Source organism: Bradyrhizobium sp., from assembly GCF_004799445.1.
Lineage (GTDB): Bacteria > Pseudomonadota > Alphaproteobacteria > Rhizobiales > Xanthobacteraceae > Bradyrhizobium.
Map to the genome: position 1 here is coordinate 1 of NZ_SSNA01000014.1, position 22,980 is coordinate 22,980.

General features: G+C 61.3%; 22 protein-coding genes. 14 read left to right on the forward strand and 8 right to left on the reverse strand.

Annotated features, from left to right (window positions below):
- Positions 1-340: 340 nt before the first annotated feature.
- From E8A46_RS00775 to E8A46_RS00800, 5 genes are all read right to left on the reverse strand, one after another.
- On the reverse strand, positions 341-1,237 hold the full coding sequence (locus E8A46_RS00775; protein WP_291556169.1) for a TauD/TfdA family dioxygenase: 897 nt from the start codon (positions 1,235-1,237) through the stop codon (positions 341-343).
- A 425-nt stretch (positions 1,238-1,662) separates the two neighbouring features.
- Complete coding sequence (locus E8A46_RS00785) at positions 1,663-2,397, reverse strand: GntR family transcriptional regulator (RefSeq protein ID WP_291556171.1); 735 nt, start codon at positions 2,395-2,397, stop codon at positions 1,663-1,665.
- Positions 2,394-3,224, reverse strand: a complete 831-nt coding sequence (locus tag E8A46_RS00790) for an ABC transporter permease (protein ID WP_291556173.1) — start codon at positions 3,222-3,224, stop codon at positions 2,394-2,396. Before E8A46_RS00790 ends, E8A46_RS00785 begins: the two co-directional genes overlap by 4 nt.
- A gap of 8 nt (positions 3,225-3,232) precedes the next feature.
- Positions 3,233-4,090, reverse strand: a complete 858-nt coding sequence (locus tag E8A46_RS00795) for an ABC transporter ATP-binding protein (protein ID WP_291556175.1) — start codon at positions 4,088-4,090, stop codon at positions 3,233-3,235.
- A 31-nt stretch (positions 4,091-4,121) separates the two neighbouring features.
- Positions 4,122-5,213 carry an ABC transporter substrate-binding protein gene (locus E8A46_RS00800; protein WP_291556177.1) on the reverse strand — a complete coding sequence of 364 codons (1,092 nt, stop codon included), beginning with the start codon at positions 5,211-5,213 and terminating at the stop codon, positions 4,122-4,124.
- 233 nt (positions 5,214-5,446) lie between these two features.
- Here E8A46_RS00800 and E8A46_RS00805 point away from each other — a divergent pair, with 233 nt between their 5' ends.
- The 4 genes from E8A46_RS00805 to E8A46_RS00820 are packed head-to-tail and all read left to right on the forward strand — an operon-like array spanning position 5,447 to position 9,548.
- Complete coding sequence (locus tag E8A46_RS00805) at positions 5,447-6,580, forward strand: pyridoxal phosphate-dependent aminotransferase (protein WP_291556179.1); 1,134 nt, start codon at positions 5,447-5,449, stop codon at positions 6,578-6,580.
- Between the two features lie 36 nt (positions 6,581-6,616).
- Positions 6,617-7,399, forward strand: coding sequence for an SDR family oxidoreductase (locus E8A46_RS00810; RefSeq protein ID WP_291556181.1), 783 nt, complete (start codon positions 6,617-6,619; stop codon positions 7,397-7,399).
- Between the two features lie 10 nt (positions 7,400-7,409).
- The gene (locus E8A46_RS00815) at positions 7,410-8,291 is read left to right on the forward strand and encodes an alpha/beta hydrolase (protein WP_291556183.1); all 882 of its coding nucleotides are present in this window, start codon (positions 7,410-7,412) and stop codon (positions 8,289-8,291) included.
- A gap of 9 nt (positions 8,292-8,300) precedes the next feature.
- The gene (locus tag E8A46_RS00820) at positions 8,301-9,548 is read left to right on the forward strand and encodes a Zn-dependent hydrolase (protein WP_291556185.1); all 1,248 of its coding nucleotides are present in this window, start codon (positions 8,301-8,303) and stop codon (positions 9,546-9,548) included.
- A gap of 138 nt (positions 9,549-9,686) precedes the next feature.
- Here the strand turns inward: E8A46_RS00820 and E8A46_RS00825 are convergent, their stop codons facing one another.
- Together E8A46_RS00825 and E8A46_RS00830 are read right to left on the reverse strand one after the other, a co-directional pair.
- Positions 9,687-11,240, reverse strand: a complete 1,554-nt coding sequence (locus E8A46_RS00825; RefSeq protein WP_291556187.1) for a hydantoinase B/oxoprolinase family protein — start codon at positions 11,238-11,240, stop codon at positions 9,687-9,689.
- A 5-nt stretch (positions 11,241-11,245) separates the two neighbouring features.
- Entirely contained in the window at positions 11,246-13,312 is a 2,067-nt protein-coding gene (locus E8A46_RS00830; protein WP_291556189.1) for a hydantoinase/oxoprolinase family protein, read from the reverse strand.
- Between the two features lie 299 nt (positions 13,313-13,611).
- Between E8A46_RS00830 and E8A46_RS00835 the strand changes: the two genes are divergently transcribed.
- The 10 genes from E8A46_RS00835 (at position 13,612) to msrA (ending at position 22,107) form a co-directional block, all read left to right on the forward strand.
- Positions 13,612-14,463 carry an IclR family transcriptional regulator gene (locus tag E8A46_RS00835; protein WP_291556191.1) on the forward strand — a complete coding sequence of 284 codons (852 nt, stop codon included), beginning with the start codon at positions 13,612-13,614 and terminating at the stop codon, positions 14,461-14,463.
- A gap of 51 nt (positions 14,464-14,514) precedes the next feature.
- The gene (locus E8A46_RS00840) at positions 14,515-15,660 is read left to right on the forward strand and encodes an ABC transporter substrate-binding protein (RefSeq protein ID WP_291556192.1); all 1,146 of its coding nucleotides are present in this window, start codon (positions 14,515-14,517) and stop codon (positions 15,658-15,660) included.
- Positions 15,657-16,382 (forward strand): ABC transporter ATP-binding protein, encoded by a 726-nt coding sequence (locus E8A46_RS00845; protein WP_291556194.1) that lies wholly within the window; start codon positions 15,657-15,659, stop codon positions 16,380-16,382. Before E8A46_RS00840 ends, E8A46_RS00845 begins: the two co-directional genes overlap by 4 nt.
- Positions 16,354-17,328 (forward strand): branched-chain amino acid ABC transporter permease, encoded by a 975-nt coding sequence (locus E8A46_RS00850; RefSeq protein ID WP_291556196.1) that lies wholly within the window; start codon positions 16,354-16,356, stop codon positions 17,326-17,328. The genes E8A46_RS00845 and E8A46_RS00850 overlap by 29 nt, the downstream gene beginning before the upstream one ends.
- On the forward strand, positions 17,307-18,098 hold the full coding sequence (locus tag E8A46_RS00855; protein ID WP_291556198.1) for an ABC transporter ATP-binding protein: 792 nt from the start codon (positions 17,307-17,309) through the stop codon (positions 18,096-18,098). The genes E8A46_RS00850 and E8A46_RS00855 overlap by 22 nt, the downstream gene beginning before the upstream one ends.
- Entirely contained in the window at positions 18,091-18,963 is an 873-nt protein-coding gene (locus E8A46_RS00860) for a branched-chain amino acid ABC transporter permease (protein ID WP_291556200.1), read from the forward strand. Before E8A46_RS00855 ends, E8A46_RS00860 begins: the two co-directional genes overlap by 8 nt.
- A 16-nt stretch (positions 18,964-18,979) precedes the next feature.
- A complete protein-coding gene (locus tag E8A46_RS00865; RefSeq protein WP_291556202.1) occupies positions 18,980-19,315 on the forward strand; it encodes a cupin domain-containing protein in 336 nt (111 codons plus the stop codon).
- Positions 19,316-19,330: 15 nt separating this feature from the next.
- The gene (locus E8A46_RS00870; RefSeq protein ID WP_291556204.1) at positions 19,331-20,392 is read left to right on the forward strand and encodes a tRNA-dihydrouridine synthase; all 1,062 of its coding nucleotides are present in this window, start codon (positions 19,331-19,333) and stop codon (positions 20,390-20,392) included.
- 7 nt (positions 20,393-20,399) lie between these two features.
- A complete protein-coding gene (locus E8A46_RS00875; RefSeq protein ID WP_291556206.1) occupies positions 20,400-21,383 on the forward strand; it encodes a tripartite tricarboxylate transporter substrate binding protein in 984 nt (327 codons plus the stop codon).
- Between the two features lie 178 nt (positions 21,384-21,561).
- Positions 21,562-22,107 (forward strand): peptide-methionine (S)-S-oxide reductase MsrA, encoded by a 546-nt coding sequence (msrA, locus tag E8A46_RS00880; RefSeq protein ID WP_291556208.1) that lies wholly within the window; start codon positions 21,562-21,564, stop codon positions 22,105-22,107.
- An 8-nt stretch (positions 22,108-22,115) separates the two neighbouring features.
- On the opposite strand, the gene E8A46_RS00885 is transcribed toward msrA, so the two are convergent.
- A complete protein-coding gene (locus tag E8A46_RS00885; RefSeq protein ID WP_291556211.1) occupies positions 22,116-22,973 on the reverse strand; it encodes a VOC family protein in 858 nt (285 codons plus the stop codon).
- Between the last annotated feature and the right edge of the window lie 7 nt (positions 22,974-22,980).

Here is a 22,980-nt window from a genome sequence, read left to right on the forward strand (position 1 = left end):
CTTAATCATCGGGTCCCAGGTTCGAGCCCTGGTGCGCCCACCACCCAGTGGTAGGGATCAAACTTTCGCAAGTCTTCTCGCAGTTATTGCGCGGAAATGGGGGCTTTCTCGCTTCCCACACGTCTCTGAAGCCGTCTTTGCTAGGTGATGAGCCGACTTTTGTCGGCCTGTCTCTGCGTAGGAAATTTTCGTTCCCGGCGCGGGAACGGAGACTGGTTCGATGACTGGCTGGTGGGTCATCAGTTTGAGCGCAACAACCTGTTTCCGAGCTCCCGCGTTTTGGCGACGCGTCTGCCGAGCCGGGCTCTGCATTTTCGGGTTCTTGGGCTGCAGCCGCCCATCAGACCGGTGCCGCGCCGCCCTTGATTTGTGTGCGATGCATGATGCGCCGGGCTGACGAGTCAAATGGGTCGCGCCGATGCATGGTGCAGCGGTTGTCCCACAGCACGAGATCGCCGACCCGCCAGACGTGCTCCCAGGTGAATTCCGGCCGCTCCACGAAACTCCACAACTCGTCCAGAAGCGCCTCGGAGTCTGCAAGTTCGAGCCCCATCAGATAGGCGTTGCGTCTGCGGCCGAGATAGAGCATGCGCCGGCCGGTGTCAGGATGTGTGCAGACCAGCGGGTGCACTGCACCCGGCGACGCCCGCGGGTCGTCGGTTGGTGTGACACCCTGGCGTAGATAGCCTCCGCTGTTGTAGGTGCCGTCGTGCTTGATCTTCAGGTTCGCGATCCGGCCTTTCAATTCGTCCGGCAACGCCTCGTAGATCGAGTACATGCTGCAAAACGAGGTGTTGCCGCCGGCAGGTGGCACCTCGAGAGCGAAAAGCATACTGGCCATTGGCGGAACATCGAGATACGACATGTCAGTGTGCCATACGGCTTCGCCGGCGCCGAGGCTACCGATAGGCTGACCGTTTACGGTCACGTTTGAAACTACGTAGATTTCGGGCAGCCCCTCGACGAAGCGCCGGCCGGTCTCCTGTATCGGTGCCCAGTCGAGGTCACCGAAGCGCCGGCTGAACGCGATAAGGTCCTGGTCGCTAAGCGTCTGGCCACGCACCAAAATGACCTGATGATCGTGCCAGGCGCGTTTGAGCGCCGCGAATTCGAATTCATTGAGTTCTTTGAGATCGACGTCGCGGACCTCAGCACCGAGCGCGGCTTTGGTCGAAATCACATCGATCGGTTTGGCACCGAAGTCGCGAGCAACATCACTTTCGACGCCTAAAGCCATCAGAACCTCTCTAGCTAGCGTTTCGTTGTGGGCGGGCGCTGATCAATCAAGGGTGACCAAAATATTATTGCAGCATTATGTTGCAATTTCGATTGCAAACGGGATTTCGGTTTCATGCGGAATGGTGCGCCGTTCGCGGACAGGCTCGGGCCACGCACCGCGAAGATCACCATCGATGGCGCGGTGATTATTCGGCATTAGACCTATTCCGGATTGAGCCCGAGCGCCTCGAACTGCGGGCTCCATTCCGTCGGCGGATCGCGGTGCCGCTCAATGCCGATGCCGCGGGGCAGGCGACCTTCTACGGTTGCTTTGACAAGGTTGGGTGCGAGGAAGGCGATCGAGATCCCTATGTTGACCTGCCGAAGGCTGCAATTCTCGCGCGTGCAAAGTTAAGTAACGTTGGTTACCCCTTGCGCGTGGCATCAGGCGAGTTCGGCGAGCAAATTCTGATCGCCATATTGCCGCAAAAATTGCAGCAGGTCGGAAAGTCCCTCGCCAAGCAGCGTGACATGGGCGCGCATGACCTGGCCGGCCTGCGCCGCGTCGCCGCGAAAGATCGACACCATAATCTGTTCGTGTTCGGGGATCGATGATTCCATGCGCCCAGGCTGAAAGGTGATGGTTCTGCGATAGGGTGAGATCTTGACAGTCAGCCGGCGCAGTTCCTCCTGCAAGATCCGATTGTGACTGGCTGCCGAAATGGTCTCGTGAAACTCAAGATTGGCTTCGTAGAAGCCATCCGCATCGTGAGCTCGCGCTGCAACAGAGCAGGCCTGATGCGCGGTTTCAAGACGGCGCCGCTGTTCGGGTCGAATGCGCCGGGCCGCGTGCGCCGATGCCAAGGCCTCCATCTCGGCGGCAACGCTGAAGGCATCGAGAAGGTCGGCGATCGAAAGCTGGGCTACCTGAAGCCCCTGGCGTCCGCGTGAGACCACGAGTCCGCTGGCTGCAAGCCGCTGCAGTGCCTCGCGAACAGGTGTGCGCGACACGCCGAACTGCTCGGCCAGCAGGCGCTCGTCAAGGCGGTCGCCGGGCTTTCGCTGGCCTTTCAGGATTTCAAGTTCCAGCCGGTGAACCACATTTGCCGAAAGCGATTCCGGCTCATCGTGCAAAATCGCCGATCCTGCGGCCGGCAATGCTCCAGAATTTGTCTTCATGTGTTGTCCGCCGAGTAAAACCGGTTTGCGATCGCTTCACCGAGTGCCACCAGTCCATAGAGCAACAGGCCGCAAATGCACAGCACCACGATCGCAGCCATCGATATCTCCGTGTCCGCTCGGGCGGTTGCAAAGATGATCAGATAACCGAGCCCGGCCTGAGCGGTGATGAATTCACCAATAATCACCCCGATGATCGCCAGCGTGATGGCGATTTTCATGCCGCTGAAAATAAAGGGGAGCGCTGCCGGAAACCGCACACTGGTGAATATTTGCCATTCGCTTGCTGTGAGCGCGTGGCACAGCCGAAGCATGCCCTTGTCAACGCTCGCGAAGCCGGCGGTCGTCGAAATCACAACCGGGAAGAACGCGATGAAAACGGCGAATGCGATGCGCGACTGCGAACCAATCCCCAGCCAGATGATGAAAAGGGGAGCCAGTGCGATTTTTGGGATCAGCTGGAAAAACACCAGATTGGGATACAGCGCTTCACGCGCGATCTGCGAGTAACTGATGATGATGGCCAGGGCGATTCCAAGCAAGGTTGCGAGAACAAAGCCTGCCGCGGATTCCAGTGTCGTCGGAACCGCATGCATCAGCAGAAGATCATACCGTTCGAAGATGTATTTGGCGATTGAGATGGGTGACGGCAAAATCACCGTCGGAATGTTGCCAAGCATGACCGCGAGCTGCCAGCCGGCGATTACGATGGCCGCCAGTCCCAGCGGCAGGGCAGTGCTTCGCAGATTGGAAAGGCCGGCTTCTTTGGATGCTGTCGGAACGGCGATGATCGCGCCTGTTTCCGTTCCCATGCCTGTAGATGCCATGTCGGGCCTCACTCGAAGGTTAGGGTGCGTGTTTCCACGGCAGGGCTTTGAGCCGGTTGCGGGCTGCCATGCGCTTGTTCGATTGTCAGCCTGAGCTTTCGGCATACTGCGGCGAATTCGGGAGTTTCTTCGATTTCGAAACGTCGCGGACGCCGAAACGGCATCTGCATATCGAGCATGATCGTCGACGGACGGCCGCCCATGACAACCACGCGGTCGGACAGGAATGCCGCCTCGCGAATTGAGTGGGTAACGAAGATCACGGTCTTCTTATAGGTCTCAAGAATTTCGGACAGCGCGACGTTCATCTGGTCGCGCGTGATCGCATCGAGCGCGCTGAATGGCTCGTCCATCAGCAGGATATCCGGATCATGGATCAGCGCCCGGCAGATGGCTACCCGCTGCCGCATTCCGCCCGAGAGCTGCGACGGCTTCTTATGCTCAAAGCCGGAAAGCCCCACCATGTTCAGCAATTCGCCGGCTCGCTGGCGGTAGGCTTCAATCGGCAATTTGAGAATGCGAATTGGAAAGAGCACGTTTTCGAGGGCGCTCTTCCACGGCAAGAGCGTTGCATCCTGAAAAATGACGCCGATATCGCGACGCGGCTGCTTTACCTCGGATCCGCCGAGCAGGATTGATCCGCCGGTCGGCCGTTCAAGCCCGGCGATCATCATCAAGAGGGTGCTTTTGCCGCAGCCGCTCGGGCCGAGCAGCGAGACGAATTCACCGCGTGCAACGTTGACAGAAGCCGATGCGACCGCATGCACCGGCGCCTGCCGCGTGAAATAGGTTTTCTGCACGTTGGTGACGGACACCAGCGGCGGCGGTGCAGCCACGGCGTCCACAGCACTTTCAGCCGCGAGCATCGAATTTTTCCATCGCGCCGGTCCTGACAAATCAGCTGATGTATTTGCGGAAAGCCGCGGTATTCTTTTCGGCTGCCGCCAGTTCGTCTGCGCTCAACGTGACCTTGCCGACGAATTTGTTGGTGAAAAGTGCGTCAACATCGGGACGCGTCGCGCCATCACCGGCTGCATACTTCACAACGAGATCGGCCATCGTCGCGACTTTCTTTGGATCGGCGAAGCCGAAACCGTGCTGCTTTATTTCAGGAACGAGGTTGGTCAAGTTGGTCAATCCAAGTCCAATGCGGGCATAGTCCTTGCCTGTTGAGGACATCGCGACTTCGCTGTTCGCCTTCAGGAAAATGTCGACCGCCTCATCGGAATTCGTCATGGTAAAGCGAATGGCCTCCATCGCCCCCTCGACGAAAGCGGCACACAGGCCGGGATCCTTCTCCAGTCGTTGGGGCTGCGTCGTGAGCGACTGGCCATAAAATTCGATCCCGGCGTCGCGGAACAGCATGAAACGCACTTCGGTACCGAGCGGCGACAGCGAGGGAATGGTGCTGGTGGCAAACGCGGAAACCGCATCGACCTGCTTCTCCATCAGCGAGCGCTCGCGCACCTTGCCGTCGAGTTGCACCATCTGCACCTTGGCAAGATCAAAGCCCGCTTTCTCCGCATATAACGGCAGGAACGGATATTCGCCGGATGTCACGCTGGAGCCGAGCTTCTTTCCCTCCAGGTCCTTCGGTTTTTTGATCGGTGAACCGGACAACAGCCCGATACCCATCAGCGCATCGTAGTTGATCTGGCCGATGCAGGTGATCGGCAGCTTCTTGGCTGCCTGGACAATGACCGTCGGCGTTGCAGCCATGCCGAAATCGAAGGTGCCGGCACTGACCGCCTGAGCCGCAGCTCCGGATCCAGAGCCGCGCGCCACGCTGACGTCGAGACCGGCCTTTTTCCAGAAACCTTTATCGCGCGCGATATAGGCGAACAGATTGGGGCCTTCGGGAATCCACGAGGTGGTGAAGCTGACTTTGGTCGCGCCTTGCGAAATGGCCGGTGCGGCGAGCGGCAGGCCGGCGGCGCCGAGGCCAGCGACGCTCATGCCCTTTAAGACTTTCCGACGTGAAATCAGCATCGACCTTCTCCCTCCGTGATCAGCGATCACCACAATCATATTGATTGCGTTTCGGCGCAAGCCTCATTATGCCAAAAATTCAAGATTGCATATTATATTGCCAATGAGCTAGGGATTGGTCATGATCAGCGGCAAATACGGCGGTTCTGCATATATATGCCGTGAGGATCGATTAATAATCGTCGAAATATACAGATCCTGCATACAGGACTGGATTCAAGATTGGAGCCCTGATGAAGCCGTTTGAGGTTCGGAACGCCCATTTCGATCGCCTGGTCAACACGCCCGACTTGCGCTGGATGGGGCAAAACACCAATCACGCCAAGCCCCATGCTGCGGTCATCGAGGCAATGGAACGTTGTATTCGCGATGAGGAGTTCCACGTTTATGCACCGCCGGCCGGGCTGGAAGAACTGCGGCAAGGCATCGTCAGCGATCTGGATCTCAAAGACCACGCCGCACTTGTCTCGGACGGTGCGGTCTCTTCACTTTATCACGTTTGCCATACGCTGTTGCAGCCAGGCGACGAGTTCATCACCACCGATCCGACATGGAATTGGCCGATGGCCTTTGCCCGCTCGGTGGGCGCGACCGTCAAGCAAATCCCGATTTATGGCGCGGAGTACGGATACCGGCTTGCGCCCGAGCGGCTCGCTGCAGCCATCACGCCAAAAACCAGGATTGTCTACCTTGTGGATCCAAATAATCCATTGGGGACGGCTTGCACGTCCGCGGAGATCGAAAGTATCGCCGCCATCGCCAAGGCGGCAGGGGCTTACCTGATCCACGACTGCACCTACCGGCATTTCGCGCATTCGCACGAACTGGCTGCAAAGCATTATCCTGACCGCACGCTTACGATCTATAGTTTCTCGAAGTGGCTCGGCCTCGCGGGTCTGCGCGTGGGTGCCGTTGTTGCCGATCCCGATCTGATCGAACGGCTGGCGGGTTCGCCGCCGAACAATCTCGGATCCAGCATCCTGTCGCAGCGTGCTGCTCTCGCCGGGCTCAAGATCAAATCGGAATGGTTTCCGGGGGTACTGACGCAGCAGCGCGCAAATCAGAAACTGATCAACGACGCCGTGACGAGAATCCCCGGTCTCGAAATGCCGGTTTATCCGTCAAACGGCAACTTCATCATCATCGAATGTGAAAAAGCCGGCGTGAAACCTGAGGCTCTCGTTGCGGCGTTCCAGGAGCGCAAGATCATGATCCGTCAGGGGGCCTATCACACGCCAACCTTCGGTGACCGCTTCATCAAGGTGAGCACCAGCGTGCCGTCGTTGTGGGTTGAGGAGTTCGTAGCACTGCTGCCGGCAATGGTCGAGCGCGCCCGCGGTCGCAACGAACCGGTGAAGCTGTTCTGAGCGCCCGGAGTCCGAAGCAAACAGGAGACGATTGATATGGATTTGCGGCTTAAAGGGAAATCGGTCCTGGTAACCGGCGCCTCCCAGGGAATTGGCGAGGGCGTGGCGCGGTCCTTCGCCGAGGAAGGATGCAACCTTCACCTGGTCGCCCGTTCCGGTGACCGGCTGTCGGCCATCAAGTCGGAGATCGAGGGTTCCCATGACGTCAAAGTCACGATCCACGCCAAGGACCTGACAGCTGCCGGCGTGATCGATCCGCTGGTCGAAGCCGTCGGTGATATCGACATACTGGTCAACAATGCGGGGGTGATTCCAAGCGGAAGCCTTTGGGATGTCGATGAAGCCAAATGGCGTGCCGGTTGGGAGCTGAAAGTATTCGGTTACATCAATCTGACGCGCGCAATTTATCCGCGCCTCAAAGCGCATGGCGGCGGCGTGATCATCAACAACATCGGCAATGGGGGAGAAGTATTCGACCCAAAATACGTTGCCGGGACGACCGGAAACGCGAGCCTGATGGCGTTTACCCGCGCCATGGGTGGACATTCGCTCGACGACAACATCCGGATTGTCGGAGTCAATCCCGGCCCAGTGGATACCGACCGGATCTACAACATGCTGAAGAAGCGTTCCAAGGATTTGTTTGGCACCGAAGACCGCTACAAGGAATTGCAGGAGCGCTATCCTCTCGGGAGGCCCGCCCACATCCACGAGATCACCGATCTCATTGTATTTCTCGCGTCCTATCGCTCCGGTTACACATCGGGCACGATATTTACCGTCGATGGGGGCATTGCTTCCCGTCGCTCGGTGATCTGAGGAGTTTGTGATGAGCTTTGCCAAGACGAGCGATGGGGTGCGGCTGTTTTACGAAAGCGCTGGATCGGGCACCCCGATCATTTTCGTGCACGAATTCGGCGGTAGCCATTGGAGCTGGGAGCCGCAGCTCAATTTCTTCGCGCGGCGTCACCGTTGCATCACGTTCGCGGCGCGGGGCTATCCGCCCTCGGATATCCCTGAATCCGCAGAGGCCTATTCGCAGGGCCGCGCCGCCGCCGACATTGTTGACGTGTTGAGTGCGGCGGGAATTGACAAGGCGCATGTCGTCGGTCTCTCGATGGGCGGCTTTGCCAGCCTCCACGCCGCGCTTCGTCACCCCGAGCGCGTCCTGTCCGTTGTGGCCGCCGGCACCGGATATGGCGCCGAAAAAGCCCATGAGGACTATTTCAAGGGGGTTTCCGAGCAAGTTGCGAACAATTTCCTGGAGCGGGGTGCCAAAAGCTTCGCTCCGATCTATGCCGAGGGCGCATCTCGGGTGCAGTTTCAGGAAAAGGATCCGCGCGGATGGCGTTTGTTCGCGGATCGGTTGGCGCAGCACGATTCCCGAGGTGCCGCCAATACCATGCGTGGCGTCCAGATGCGTCGGCCCTCACTTTATGATCTGGAAGCTGAGTTTCGCGCGCTTGAAACACCGGTATTGGTGATGGTCGGTGACGAGGACGACCACTGTATTCAGCCGGGCCTGTTTCTCAAACGCACGATTGCGCGGTCCGGACTCGCAGTCTTTCCGAAATCGGGTCATACGCTGAATCTTGAAGAGCCGGAATTGTTCAATCGGTTGCTTTCCGAATTCATTGCGCAAGTGGAAGCCGGAAGGTGGGGACCACGTGATCCGCGCGCCAATCCGGCGCAAGTCATGCGCACCGACTGAGACGCGATCATGCCGGCGACGTCCTTTGCGAACCTCATCGATGGCGATCGCCTCTGGGCGAGGCATATGGCGCTCGCCAAGTTCGGGGCGCGCGAGGATGATGGCGTCGATCGGCCGGCGCTGTCGTCCGTCGAGAGCGAGGCGCGTGCGCAGCTCGTATCATGGGCGCGCGAGATCGGCCTTGTTCCATTTACCGATGGGATCGCGAATCTTTTCCTGCGCTACGAGGGTCGCAATCCGTCTCTCCCGCCGGTGCTTGCCGGCTCGCATATCGACTCGCAGCCGACGGGCGGAAAATTCGACGGCGCTTTCGGTGTATTGGCCGCACTGGAAGCCGTCCAGGCGATTATAGCCCGGGGCGAGCAACCGCTTCGCTCGATCGAGGTCGTGGCCTGGACCAACGAGGAGGGCTCGCGATTTGCTCCGGGTATGTCGGGTTCCGAGGTCTTTACCGGGCGCAAGACGCTGGATGAGGTCCTCGCCATTCGAGACCAGGCCGGGGTTTCGCTGGGGGCCGCTGTCAGTGAGGTTCTTTCCCGCGACGTCGATATCCCGGTTCGCGGCTTTGGATTTCCGGTGGCCGCTTTTGTCGAGCCGCATATCGAGCAAGGTCCCTTGCTCGAGGCGGCCGGAATCCCATTTGGCGTGGTTACGGGTATTCAGGGCACGCGGCGTTACCGCGTTCGTGTCAGCGGGGAGGCGGCTCACGCCGGCACGGCGCTCCGAGCCGAGCGACGCGATGCGCTGATGGCCGCTGTTCGCATGATCGCCGAGATCGATCGCGCGGCGATTAGTCCGGATGATATCAAACTTACGGTGGGCCTGTTTCAGGTTACCCCAAATGCGCCTTCAGTGGTGCCAGCGGAGGTTTTGTTTTCGATCGACCTGCGCCACCCCGACAATTCAATCGTTGACGAGATGGACCGTAAAATACGCCACTTTGTCGAAGCCGAACATGGTCCCTGCACGGTTGAGATCAAGCAGATTGCCCACGCACCGTCTCTGGCTTTCTCAACCGAGATCCGGTCCTTGATTGCTGCAGCCGCATCGGCTGAGAAAATCCCGTCAATGGAAATATATTCAGCCGCCGGACACGACGCGCGCCAGCTCCACTATGTCTGTCCGACCGGGATGATTTTCATACCCTGCCGCGGCGGCATTTCGCATAATCCGGCCGAGTGGGCCGAACCAGAACATATCGTTGCCGGTACCAAGGTGCTCGCACATGTTGTTTGGCAGCTCGCGAGCCGGCCATAGTCCATTCCGCCTAAAGCGTATATCGGAAATTCCGCAACCCCGTTCAGGTGTTCCGAGGTTCACTGCGGGGCGGGCGTCGCTATGCGGTGCCGTGGGGAAATTACGCCGGCGTCAACGGGTACGCCGGCATAGCCGTCTTCAGGAGTTTGGCGCCCCGTAGCCGCCACCGCCCGGGGTTTCGAGCGTGACTTCGTCATCCGGCTTCATCACCATCTTGCGCGCCTCGCTCGCGTTCTTTCCGTTGACGAGGAACCGGCCTGCCGCCCCGGGCATGCCGCCGCCGAGGCCTTCCGGCGCGAGGTTTATGCGGCTGGCCACGGCATTAAGCAGCCAGCTGCTTTTGGTTCGCATGCGCCACTGGATCACCTGTCCATCGCCACCGGATGACGCGCCGGCTCCGCCGGAGCCCTCGCGCAATTCCTTCTTTGTGAATAGGATCGGCATCGATGCTTCCAATACCTCGATCGGTACGGCGGCGACACCGGTCGGGTAGCAGGTCGCCGATGGGCCGCTCTTGGTCATCCGTGCGCCCATGCCGCCGGAATAATTGAACATCGAACTTGTGAAGGGATCACCGGCAGCGTTCTTGCCCTGGATCTGTATCGTCCAGACCGCGCCGGAGCCTTCCGCCAGAACGCGCTCAGGCATGATGTGATAAAGCGCCTTGAGAATCGGCATCGGGACATACATGCCGACGACATGGCGCGCGTTTACCGGCGCGGGATATTTGCAATTGACGATACAGCCCTCCGGTGCAGTCACCTTGATCGGCGCAAGGCTGCCAAAATTGTTAGGCAGTTCGGGATCGAGGCAGGAGCGTATCGCGAAGGTGGAATAGGCGTGGGTGTAATTCATCACCACGTTGATGCCGTAGGGGCTCGGGCCCGAACTGCCGGCGAAATCGATCGTGATGGTGCCGTCCTCGGTGTCGACGGTAACGGCGGTCTTGAGGGTAATCACGTCGCCGCCAGGCACGTCGAACGAGCTTTCGCCGTGATAGGTGCCGGCTTTCAGCTTGCGGATCGAGTCGCGGGTGGCTTTTTCCGACCGCGAGATGATCTCTTCGGATAATTCGTCAATATCATCGTAGCCCTGGCGGTCGAGCAGGGTGGACAGCCGCTTGCAGGCGAGGCGCCCGCTCGACACCTGTGCGGCGAGATCGCCGAACACATGATCGGGCGTTCGCACATTGGCGCGGATCATCGCGTGCAGCACCTTGTTCGGTTCGCCCGCTTCGTAGAGCTTGAGCATGGGTATCCAGAGACCCTCCTCATGCACGTCGCGGGCGCCCGCGCCGACGCCATACCCGCCGATGTCGGTGTGATGGATGGTCGAGCCGAAAAAGCCGATCAGCTTGCCCTTGTGAAACGCGGGCAGCATGACGGTGATGTCGAAAAAGTGGCCGGCCGACAGCCAGGGATCGTTGGTGATGAGTACGTCGCCGGGCTGCAGCGTTTGGGTCGGAAAGGCGTCGACGAAATGTCTGCCGGCCGCGGCCAGTGAATTGATGTGACCTGGCGTACCGGTCACCGCCTGCGCCACCATGCGGCCCTGCCGGTCGAACAGGGCATTGGCGAGGTCGCCGGCCTCGCGGACGATCGGGCTGAAGGCGATGCGCTGCAACGCCTTGGCCTGTTCGCTGACGATGCTGATGAGATTGCTCCAGACGATCTCGAGTTCGATGCCGTCCATGTCGGCTACTCCTTCGATGCCATGATGCAGCCGGTCGCGTCGACTCGCGCGCGCCAGCCCGGCAGGATGATGATCGTAGTTTCGCGTTCTTCGATAATGGCTGGCCCCTCGAGGGTCTGACCCATCGCCAGATCCTTGCGCGCATAGACCGGCGTTTCGATATCGTTGGCGCCGAAGCGCGCGTTGCGTTTGCCGTGCGGCTTGGCGGGAGCCGACTGCAGCGCGACCTTGCTGTCGCGCGACGCCACCGGGCCGGTCGCAACCAGGCGCCAGCTTACGATTTCCACGTCCACCTCGGGTAGCCTCAAGCTGTACAGCTTTTCATAGGCGTCTTCGAAGATGGCGCGCACCGAGGTCGCATCGTGCTTTTTGCGCGGGTCGGTATCGAACCAGGCGGTCACTTCGTTCTGCTGGCCGAAATAGCGCAGATCGGCGCCGAACTGGAACTTGATGTCGGATGACTTGCAGCCGGCGCTGGCCAATCCGCTGGTGGCATCCGCGACCAGCCTGGCGACGATGCGGTCGACATCGTCCCATTTCAGCGCGGAAAGCCGCGACAGTGCGCCCTGGCTGAGATCGAGCCGCGGCGGCGTCACCAGCGTGCCGAACGCCGACAGCACGCTCGCCAGCGGCGGATAGATCACCGTCGGGCTCTCGAGCAAGTCGGCGACGTAACAGGCGTGGACCGGCCCGGCGCCACCGAACGCAAACAGCGGCACGCCGCGATAATCGATGCCGCGATCGACGGCGTGGGCGCGTGCGGCGGCGGTCATGGACTCGCCGACGACGCGGTAAATGCCGGCGGCGACGTCGCGTACCGATGTGCCAAGGCTCTTGCCCAGTTTCGCAAGCTGTTTCTCGGCGCCGGCCAGATCGAGCTTCATGTCGCCGCCGAGGAAGTTGTCGGCGCTGAGATAGCCGAGCACGAGGTCAGCGTCGGTGACCGTGGCGTCCTGGCCGCCCCGGCCATAGGCTACCGGGCCTGGCGTAGAGCCGGCGCTGCGCGGTCCGACCTTCAACAGGCCGAGATTGCTCACCGAGGCGATGCTGCCGCCGCCGGCCCCGATTTCGATCATATCGACCGAGGGAATCAGAATCGGCAGGCCGCTGCCGGTCTTGAAGCGATAGATGCGGTCGACCTCGAAATTGCCGCTGATGAGGGGATGACGGTCCTCGATGATGCAGGCTTTTGCCGTGGTACCGCCCATGTCGAACGACAGCAGGCGGTCGAGACCGAGCACCTCGGCATAATAGGCCGCGGCAAGCGCGCCGGCGGCCGGGCCGGATTCCACCATGCGTACCGGGAACTTCTTGGCGATGTCGATGCCGATGACGCCGCCATTGCTCAGCATGATGAGCGGATCGTTGACGAAACCGCGCTTCTTCAGGCCGTCGCGCAGCGCGTCCAGATAGGGGCCCGTGATCGGGGTGGTGTAGGCGTTCATCACCACCGTGGAGGTGCGCGGATATTCACGGATCTGCGGCGCGACATCCGACGAGATCGACACATACATGCCCGGCGCGCGCGCCTGCACCACCTCGCGCATCGCGCGTTCGTTGGCTGGGTTGAGATAGGAGTTGAGGAATGAGATGGCGACGGAAACGACGCCTTTCGCTTTCAGGCTATCGACGACCGCGGCCGCCTGGGTGGTATCGAGCGGGGTGAGCACTTCGCCGCTCGCCAGCACGCGCTCCTGCACGCCGAAGGTCATCTCGCGGGTGACGAGTTGCTCCGGGAATTCGATCTGCGGATCGAACATCTCGTAGCGATGTTCGTCCTTGATGGTGAGGATGTCGCGGAAGCCCTCGGTGACCAGCAGTGCCGTCAACGGCCCTTTACGCTCGATCACCGCGTTGGTGACGACGGTCGTAGCGTGCACGACCACGTCGGTCACGGCGGCTGCCTCGATCCCGGCTTTCGCCAACGCGGAATCGACGGCGCGGAAGAAGCCGATATCGAGACTTTCGGGGGTGGTAAGCGTCTTGTCGACCCAGGTCTGGCCGGAACCGCTTCTCAGAACGACATCGGTGAAAGTCCCGCCGATATCGACGGCCAAGGCATAGTTCGACATGGAAAGACGCCTTCAGGTTTCCTCAGGTGGAGCGTTTAGTTTCTTATTACGATACTGTGTTCCATTATTAGACTACAGGAATTTCGTTTTTGCTGTCAAATCGTAATTTTGAATTGACAGTTTGGTGAACCAATCTGTAGCTTGTTCCGAAAATCATAACGTTGTCTCTCATATCGAGATAAGGGCTGGGAGCAAGTGATGGGTCGGCCGGCGCGCAAGATCGTGGAAAGCACCCGGCGTGGTGGTCTGACGGACTGGCGCGTCGGGCCGGATTCGCGGGCGCGGCCGGAGGCTCATGCATGAAAGCCGAAGCGCTCGATGGTGCCGAGGACGAAGAGCGCTCGGGCAATTCCGAGCTCATCCAGTCTGTCGTGATCACCGGGCAGATCATCGAGGCGCTGGCCGCGGCCGGGCAGCCAATGCGGCTCACCGCGCTCGCCGGCCAACTCGGCGAGCCGAAGGCGAAGATGCATCGCCATCTATCGACACTGAAGCATCTCGGCTTCGTCGATCAGGACGCCAAGACCGAAACCTACCGGCTCGGCCTCAAACTTGTGTATATCGGCCAGTCCGCGATCGACCAATTCGATTTGCGGCGTCTGGCGGAGCCTTACATGTCGCGGCTGCGCGATCTTACGCGCCAGACAGTCGTGCTGAGCACCCCGGCCAGTGGTGATGCCATCATCAATGCCGTCGTCGAGAGCCCCAATCTGGTGACGATCTCGGTGCGGCTCGGCTATCGCCTGCCGGCACATGCTTCGGCGCAAGGGCGCCTGAACCTGGCTTTCGCGCCGCTGGCGGTGCAACAGCGCATTCTCGCGCGCAAGCTCCAGGCCTTCACTCCGCGCACGATGGTCGATCCGGCGAAGCTGCGGGAGCGGCTGACGCAAATCCGCCAACAGCTGTTCGATGTCTCCATGGATGAGACGCTGTTGGGGATTTCCGCCGTGGCCGCGCCGATCCTCAATTATGACAACGAGCTTGTCGGCGCCATCGCGATCGTCGGGACCACGCAAGATGTGCACGAGCCGGTCGATCCCGAGCAGCTCAAGCTGCTCCGTGCCTGCACCAAGGCCATCTCGCTGAGGCTGAACTCGACCGCCTATGAAGGGCTCGGCATTCCAAACTTGCGGGAGTTCATTTTCGACTGATCGATCTCTGCAAGTCTCGCAACCATAACGACGAAAAAATACGGGGGGAATATGTATCAGTTCCGGTGGATATCCGGGCTCCTGCTGGGAGGCACGGTCGCGCTGTCCGGCATGTCGGATGCACGGGCGCAGGACGCCTACAAGATCGGAATGTCGGCGGGATTGACCGGTTATGCCGCGACCGTCGATCGCGCCTGGCGCGACGGCGTCGAGGTCGCGATCGCGGCGCTGAACGCCGAGGGCGGCATTGATGGCCGCAAGGTCGAACTGGTCGTCGAGGACAATCGCTCGGAGCCGCAGGACGCGGTGACCGCTTATCGCAAGATGATCTCTTCCGACAAGGTCCGGGTTTTTGCCAGCGGCTGCGTATCAGCCGGCAATTTCGCGGCCGCGCCCCTGGTCGCGCGCGCGGAAACGCCGATGGTGCTGTGCTCGATTCTGCCGCAGCAGCCGGATCAGGTGAAATGGGCCTTCACCACGATTCCACCGCCGCGCTTCGAGGTCGAGACGCGCCTCGAATATATCCAGAAGAGAACCCAGATCAGGAAAATCGGCGTGCTGCATGATCCGTCGCCCTACGCCAACGCGCAGAAGGCAGCGGCCGAGAAGGAGGCCAAGGACTATGGACTCGAGATCGTCGGGGTCGAGCAATACAAGACCGACGACGCCGATCTCAGCGTGCAGATCCAGAAGATGTACGCCGCCGGCGCGCGCGCGATCATCAAGATCGGCCTTGGCGGCACCACGCTGACCGCCGCCAAGAACATCAAGCAGCTCGACCTCGACATGATCATGTTGACCAGCCTCGAGGACATCGCCGTGTTCCGCCCGGTGGCGGAAGTACTGGGCGACAAGTTCTTCTTCGTAGCCTCTCCCTCGCAGGTCTATGATGGGCTTGAGGATAGCCCCCTCAAGACCGAGATCGGTAAGTTCCTGAAACCCTGGCGCGCGAAGTATAAGGACCGCGATCCAAATTGGGCCGGGCGCGGCTGGGACGCGGTGATGCTGATCGCCGCGGCGGCCAGAAAGGCAAAATCCGTCGAAGGCCCGAACATGCGTGACGCACTTGAATCGATGGACAATTTTCAGGGCACCACCGGCCTCTATCACATGTCAGCGACCAACCATCAGGGGATCACCGAAAATCCCTTGCTGCTCGCCACCATCACCGGCGGCCAAATCAAAGTGGTGAAGTGATAAGCACGGCGACCACCACGCGGATCCTCGAGGTCGAAGGGCTTTCGGCCCGCTATGGGCACGTCGAGGCCCTTCGGCCGGTCGATCTGCATGTCGACGAAGGCGAACTTGTCGCGGTACTGGGACCAAACGGCGCCGGCAAATCCACGCTTATGAACGCGATCATGGGGTTGGTACCGACGCAGGGCCGGGTGCGATTCCGCGGCCGCGAGGTGCCACGCCGTGCCCCGGCCGCGGCCGCGGCGCTCGGCATTGTGCTGGTGCCGGAAGGCCGCGGCATATTCGCGCCGATGACGGTCGCCGAAAATCTCGAGCTCGGCGCCTACCTGCTCAACGACAGGCACGAATATGCCCGCCGCCACGCGCGCGTGTTGGCCATGTTTCCACGCCTCAAGGAGCGCCTCTCGCAGACAGCAGGCTCCCTGTCCGGCGGTGAGCAGCAAATGCTCGCGGTCGGCCGCGCGCTGATGTCCGAACCGAAGATTCTCCTGCTCGATGAGCCCTCGCTCGGCCTCGCCCCGCGCATCATCGAAGAAATCCTCCAGAAGCTCGGTGAGCTCAACCGCCAGGGCCTGTCCATCATTCTCGTCGAGCAGAAGGCGCCGCTGGTGCTCAAGCTCGCCCAGCGCGCCTATCTGCTCTCGGTCGGCTCCATCGCCGCGGAAATAGACCCGCGCACAATCAAGTCACACGATGAACTCGTTCAATACTATTTGGGCTAAGGGCCGCGGCGACCGGGCGACGTGGCTCCTGTGGGGCCTCGCGGCGGCGTTCGTTGCCTATACCTTCGCGACCGGCGGCTATCTCATCGCCGTGCTGCAGTTCGCCTTGATCTATACTGTTCTGGTCACCGGGCTGAACATTTTCATGGGATTCACCGGACAAGTATCGTTCGGTCACAATGCCTTTGCCGCGATCGGTGGCTACAGTTCTGCCGTGCTGACCACGACCTACGGCTGGGAGCCGCTGCCGGCCTGCCTGCTCGGGCTTGCCGGCGCACTGGCCTGCGCGCTCGTCGTCGGCTATCCGGTGCTGCGGCTGCGCGGCCACTATCTCGCGATGGCGACCCTGGCGATTGGACTGATTGTCTACGAGGTCGCCGTGCAATGGCAGTCGGTGACGCAGGGCTATATGGGCATTTCCGGCATCCCGCCGATCGGCATTGGCAGCTTTACGATTGCATCTGACCGCGCCTTGCTGGTGTTTCTGATGATCGTCGCCGCGCTGGCAATGCTGTCGGCCGCGGGCATCCGTCGTTCCCGGCTCGGTCGCGCCTTCGTCGCCGCGGCGGGCAGTGAAGATGCCGCGCGCGCGCTTGGCATCGATGTCGCGCGCTACAAGCTGACCGCCTTCATGATCTCCGCGGCCTACGCGGCCATCGCCGGCTCGCTATTTGTGCATGCCGTCGGCTTCGTCAGTCCGGAAGTGTTCGGCCTGCCGATGGTCGTGATGTCCTTTACCATGCTCTATGTAGGCGGCATCGGTACCATCGCGGGCCCCGCGCTCGGTGCCATCATCATCTCGGTGCTGCCGGAAAGTTTCCGTACCTTCAAGGACTATCAGGACCTCGCTTACGGTGCCGCGCTGATCGTCATCCTGATCTATGCGCCGCGCGGGCTCGCGTCCCTGCCCGAACTGTCGGCCAGATGGCGGCGGAGGAGCGCATGAGCCTCTTGCGCCTCGACAGCATCACGCGCCGCTTCGGCGGTCTGGTCGCGCTCGAGAATGTCTCGCTGGAAATCCCGGGGCAGGGCCTGTCGGCGGTGATCGGCCCGAACGGCGCCGGCAAGACCACGTTGTTCAACATGATCTCCGGCTTCATGCCGCCGAGCGACGGCCGCGTGCATTTTGACGGGGCGGAAATCACCGGTCAGCCGCCGGAGACGATCGCGCGCCGTGGCCTGATCCGCACGTTCCAGCTCGTACAGCTCTTTGAAGACCTCACGGTGCTGGAGAACGTCAAGGTTGGCTGCCACTTGCACACGCGCGGCGGCCTCTGGGCCGCGCTTGTACCGAGCCGTGCCGCGCGGGCGGAAGAAGCCGCGGTGGAAGCCGAGGCCTGGCGTCTTCTGGCGGAAACCGGGCTCACCGCGCATGCGCACAGCTTCGCCGCCGTACTTCCTTACGGGCAGAAGCGGCTGCTTGAAATTACCCGTGCGCTGGCCGCGCGGCCGAAACTCCTGCTGCTTGATGAGCCGGCCGCGGGCCTCAACCGGTCGGAAACCGATGCGCTCGCCGCGCTGTTGCGCCGTATCGTCAAGACCGGCACCGCCATCCTGCTTATCGAGCACGACATGAATTTGGTGATGAATATTGCCGACGAGATTGCTGTGCTCGACTTCGGTCGCCTGATCGCCAAGGGCAAGCCGGATGAAATCCGGCGCAATCCAGACGTGATTGCCGCTTACCTCGGTACCGAAGAGGCCGCGCATGTTTAACCTCGTCGCGCAATCGGTTCTCAGCGGCATCGGCATCGGCGCTGTCTATGGCCTGATCGGTATCGGCTTTTGCGTCATCTATAATGCGAGCGGCATCGTGAACTTCGCCCAGGGCGCCTTCGTCATGCTCGGCGGCATGCTCACCAATGCCGGCATGACCAAACTCGGCCTGCCGTTGCCGCTCGCCGCCATCGGCGCCATCTTGATTGTCGCCATTTCCGGTGTGGTGCTGGAACGCATCGTGGTGCGGCCGCTCTGGAATCGCGGTTCGACCATGTTCGTGATGATCCTTGCGACGCTTGCCGCGCAGATCGTGGTGGAGCGCATCACCCAAATCCTGGCCGGCGATCAGCCGCGGACGCTACCGGTCTTCACCGATCTGCCGCCGCTGCGGTTATTCGGTTTCGCCATCAATTTCCAGTTCCTGTGGATACTCGGCTGCTCGGCGCTGGTCATTGTCTTGTTGGGGTTGTTCTTTTCGTCGACCAGGACCGGCAAGGCGATGCGGGCCTGCTCCATCAACCGCGACGCCGCCGCGCTGCAGGGCATACCGGTATCGCGCATGCTGGCGCTCGCCTTCGCGCTCAGCGCGGCGCTCGGCGCCTTCGCCGGCATTCTCATTACGCCCACGCAATACACCGCCTTCAACGTCGGTGTGCCGTTTGCCATCAGCGGCTTCATCGCAGCGATCGTCGGTGGCTTCGGCCGCCCGCTCGGGGCTTTCGCCGGCGGCATTCTGCTCGGCGTCGCGCAGGCGCTTGCCATCGTGTTGCTTGGCGCAGCGTTCAAGAACGTCGCCGCGCTCTCGATATTGCTGCTCTTTCTCTTCGTCCGCCCGACGGGGCTTCTCGGTTCCGCCAAATAGCCAAGTGAGGAATACCATGGATATCCATGAGATCGATTGGAGCAAGATGCAGTGGAAGCAGATTCGCCAAGGCGTCGAGCAGAAGGCGTTCTCCGGCGATGGGGCGACGGTCGCGCTGCATCGGCTGATGCCCGGCCATGAGCCGAAGCCGCACAGCCATCCCCACGAGCAGATCGCCTACATCATGTCGGGACGTCTTCGCTTCCATATTGGCGACGAGGTGCGAGACGTTGGTCCCGGCGGGTTGGTTCTTATTCCCCCGAACGTCATGCACTGGGGCGAGGTGCTCGGCGATGAGCCGGTGTTGAACCTCGACGTCTTTACGCCCAAGCGGCCAGAATACGCCGCCTGAGCAAAGGACCGAGGGATGAGACAGTCAGAGGTTAGCGTCGGCAAGATCGTCTTGAAGAACCCGCTGATCGCGGGATCGGCTGAGCACCTTATCGAGGCCGGCGGCGTTCGACGCGCGCTACACGCGGGCGCAGCCGCAGTGGTCGTCAAGTCCGTCAACGAATCGGAGCGCGGTCGAGATCAGTTGCAGCGGGCCGAATACATGCTGCTTGATGACGAGTGGCGCGAAATTCCATGGACGCCAGATGCGCCCTCAACGGCGTTTATTGCGTGCCGCTCCGGTCTGACCCCGCAAAGCTTCGAGGCTTGGCTCGACCAGACGGCGCAACTTGATCGTGAGGCCAAGGCGTCAGACGCTTACGCGATCGCGAGTCTCATCGTTGCGGATCTCGCCCAGACCATCGCGATGGCAAAGCAGGTCGAGCAGGCCGGCTTACGGGTACTTGAGCTGAACATCGGTACCCCCTATGCCAGCCAGGCGAAAGGCGTGGTCTCCACCGAACTTGATCCTGAGCGGCTGGCGGTGATTGTCTCCGCAGTGCGGCAGGCCATCGACATTCCGTTGTGGGTCAAGATCACCGGCCAGAGCGAGCGTGTTCCGGATTTGGCCGCCGCGGCATTTCGCTCGGGCGGTGAAGCGGTAGTCATGGCGGGGCGCCTGCTCGGATTCATACCGGACGTCGAGACCATGCAGCCTTTTCTAGGCACAACTCTGGGCGTCGGCGGATACTGGAACCTGCCTCTCACCTGTCATTGGCTGGCCGTGTCTCGGCGGCAGCTTGGCGAGAACAAGCCGCTGATCGCGACCAACGGCGCGCGCAGCGGTCTCGATGTCGTGCGGATGATGCTCGCCGGCGCCAGCGCGGTGGAGATGGCGTCGGCAGTGATGCTGCGCGGGGCGCCGGTGCTCGCGTCCGCATTGGAAGAACTCCACGTCTACCTGCAACGCAAGGGAATGACCGCAGCCGAGCTTGTCGGTGTGGCGGCAGACCAGCGCAAGACGTTCGCCGATATGCCCTTGCGTACGAACAATTGGAAAAAATATGTTGCTGATCCTGAAGAGGGCGCAAGGGAGTAGTAACGAAATGCGATCGATCGATCGGCGTGCTGCTGCAGCGGGACTGCTGGCGACGGTATTGTGGTTCACGCAGGCCGCGCCGAGTCATGCCGAAACGTGGCCGTCGCGCCCAGTGACGATGGTTGTTCCGTTCGCGGCCGGCACCACTTCGGATGTGATCGCCCGCAGTCTTGCGCAGGAACTGAGCGGGAAGCTCGGCCAGCCCTTTGTGGTGGAAAACAAGGGCGGCGCCGGCGGAAATATCGGCGCAGCTACCGTCGCGCGCGGCGCGGCCGACGGTTACATCATTCTGTTTGCGACGACCGGGCAGGCCGCGACCAACAAGTTGATGTACAAGGCAATGGAGTTCGATCCGCAGCGCGACTTTGCGCCAGTCGTGCTGGTAGGCAAGGCTCCGGTCATCATCACCGCCCGGCCGGGCGCGCCCTATGGGTCGCTTGAGGATTTCATCGCCTATGCGAAGGCCAACCCGAACAAGGCCATAGCCGGGTTTCCGGGCAATGGCACTTTGGGCCACATCACCGGCGAGCTGTTGGGCCGCACGGCGGGGATCGAGTTCGGCAAGGCCCAGTATCGCGGCAGTGCCGCGATACTGACGGATCTGATCGGCGGCCATATCGATATCGGGATGGATTCGATGGCGGCCTACGTTCCCTTCGTCCAGCAAGGCAAGATCAAGGCACTGGCGATCGCGTCTTCGCAACGCTGGTCGAAGCTCCCGGACGTGCCGACGGTAGCGGAATCAGGGCTCCCCGGCTTCGAGGCAAGCGTCTGGTACGCCTTGCTGCTGCCGGCCAAGGTTCCGGCCGAGATCGTGGCCAGGTTGAATGCGACCACCAATGCGTGGCTGAAAGAGCCGAAGACGCAGGAGTTCCTTGCCAATTTCGGCGCCGAAACCGCGGGGGGAAGCCCGGCCGATTTGAAGGCCTTTACGCAGGCCGAGATCGAGAAGTGGGGCCCGATCATCAAGGCCGCGAACATCAATTTCTGAGACAGCCGTCTGTCAAAACAGGCAGCGCCTGAAGGCGTGAGCGTCTTCCGATGACCGACCGCCTCTGGCGCAAAGCGGCCGTTCGTGAATATTTGCACTTCTGCATCGTTCGGGCTCATTATGCTTCTTTGATGGAGCTTCGGGAGCGACGCCCGCGGTGAACCGGAGGAGGACAGCTATGACAGTTTCGACCGAACGCGCAGTCCTTGCCGGGGGCTGCTTCTGGGGTGTGCAGGATCTGCTGCGCCGGTATCCCGGCGTGGTTTCAACCAGGGTGGGGTACACCGGCGGCGAGGTGCCGAACGCGACCTATCGCAACCACGGCAACCATGCCGAGGCCATCGAGATCAGCTTTGATCCGCAGGTCATCAGCTATCGTCAGCTGCTGGAATTCTTTTTCCAGATTCACGATCCAAGCACGCTGAACCGTCAGGGCAACGACAGGGGAGCGAGCTACCGCTCGGCGATCTTCTATACCAGCGACGAGCAGAAGCGGATCGCCGAAGACACCATCGCGGATGTCGATGCTTCCGGCCTTTGGCCGGGCAAGGTCACCACCGAGGTTGCGCCGGTTGGACCGTTCTGGGAAGCCGAGCCGGAGCATCAGGATTACCTGGAACGCTATCCGGACGGTTACACCTGTCACTTCATACGGCCGGACTGGAGGTTGCCGCGCAGGCGGGAGGCCGGTCAGGCGGTCGCCGGCGAGGCCCGTCAGCGGTAGGCCCGCTGTTATGCCCCGACGAAGATCAACAGCGTACCATTGGCTCTAGCAGGTGCGACGCAAACAGCGCCCGCGCTGCGGACGCCGGAGCTGCCGACCGCCTTGGCCGCGGCGGCGAGATCGGACGTTGCCAGCACAAGGCCCGCACCGCCGCGCTCCGGCAATCCAGCCAGCGGGACTTCGGGATATCGGCGGCCCAACTGGTCCTTGCTGAGGAACATGAAATCGGCGCGGTCTGAACCGGACGGTACCGCGACGGCGCCATCCGGCTCCGGCCTGACCTCTCGATCGATCATGCGAGCCAGATGCGCGGCATCACTGGCGGGCTCCGTTGATACGACCAGCACCCGCCTGAGCCGTTTCGCGCCATTGGCGTGCTGCATCAGTTCCGGAATCCAGACGGTGTCGCGCGTCTTGTGCTGACAGGCAAAGATGCGCAACCCACCCGGAGCTTCGGCAATGGGCCACTGAAAGGTCCGGAATCTGGCCGCCGACAGCTGGCCGTCCGGCATCGTTACCGGCCGTTCGAAATCGGTCGGGCCAACGGGTTCATAGCCGCGCGCGCGAATCTCCTCGGCGCCGGCGGCCGAATCGACCGCCGTGAATGCGACGCGTTCGATCCCTTCGCCGCGTTTCGCAAGCATTGCGCGTGTCGGAGCATTGTGTTCCGTTTCAACCAGCACGCCGAGCAATTCTATATAGTCCGGGTCGAGCATGATGGTGTAATTGCCTGATCCCATCTTGGCGCTATGCGTGCCGCGCGGCGACACGGTAAAACCAAGCCGCTTCCAGTTTTCGGCAGCGTTGTCGAGATCCCTGACCACGACGACGGCGTGATCGATTCCGATGACATTCCTGAGCGCCACGCTTTTA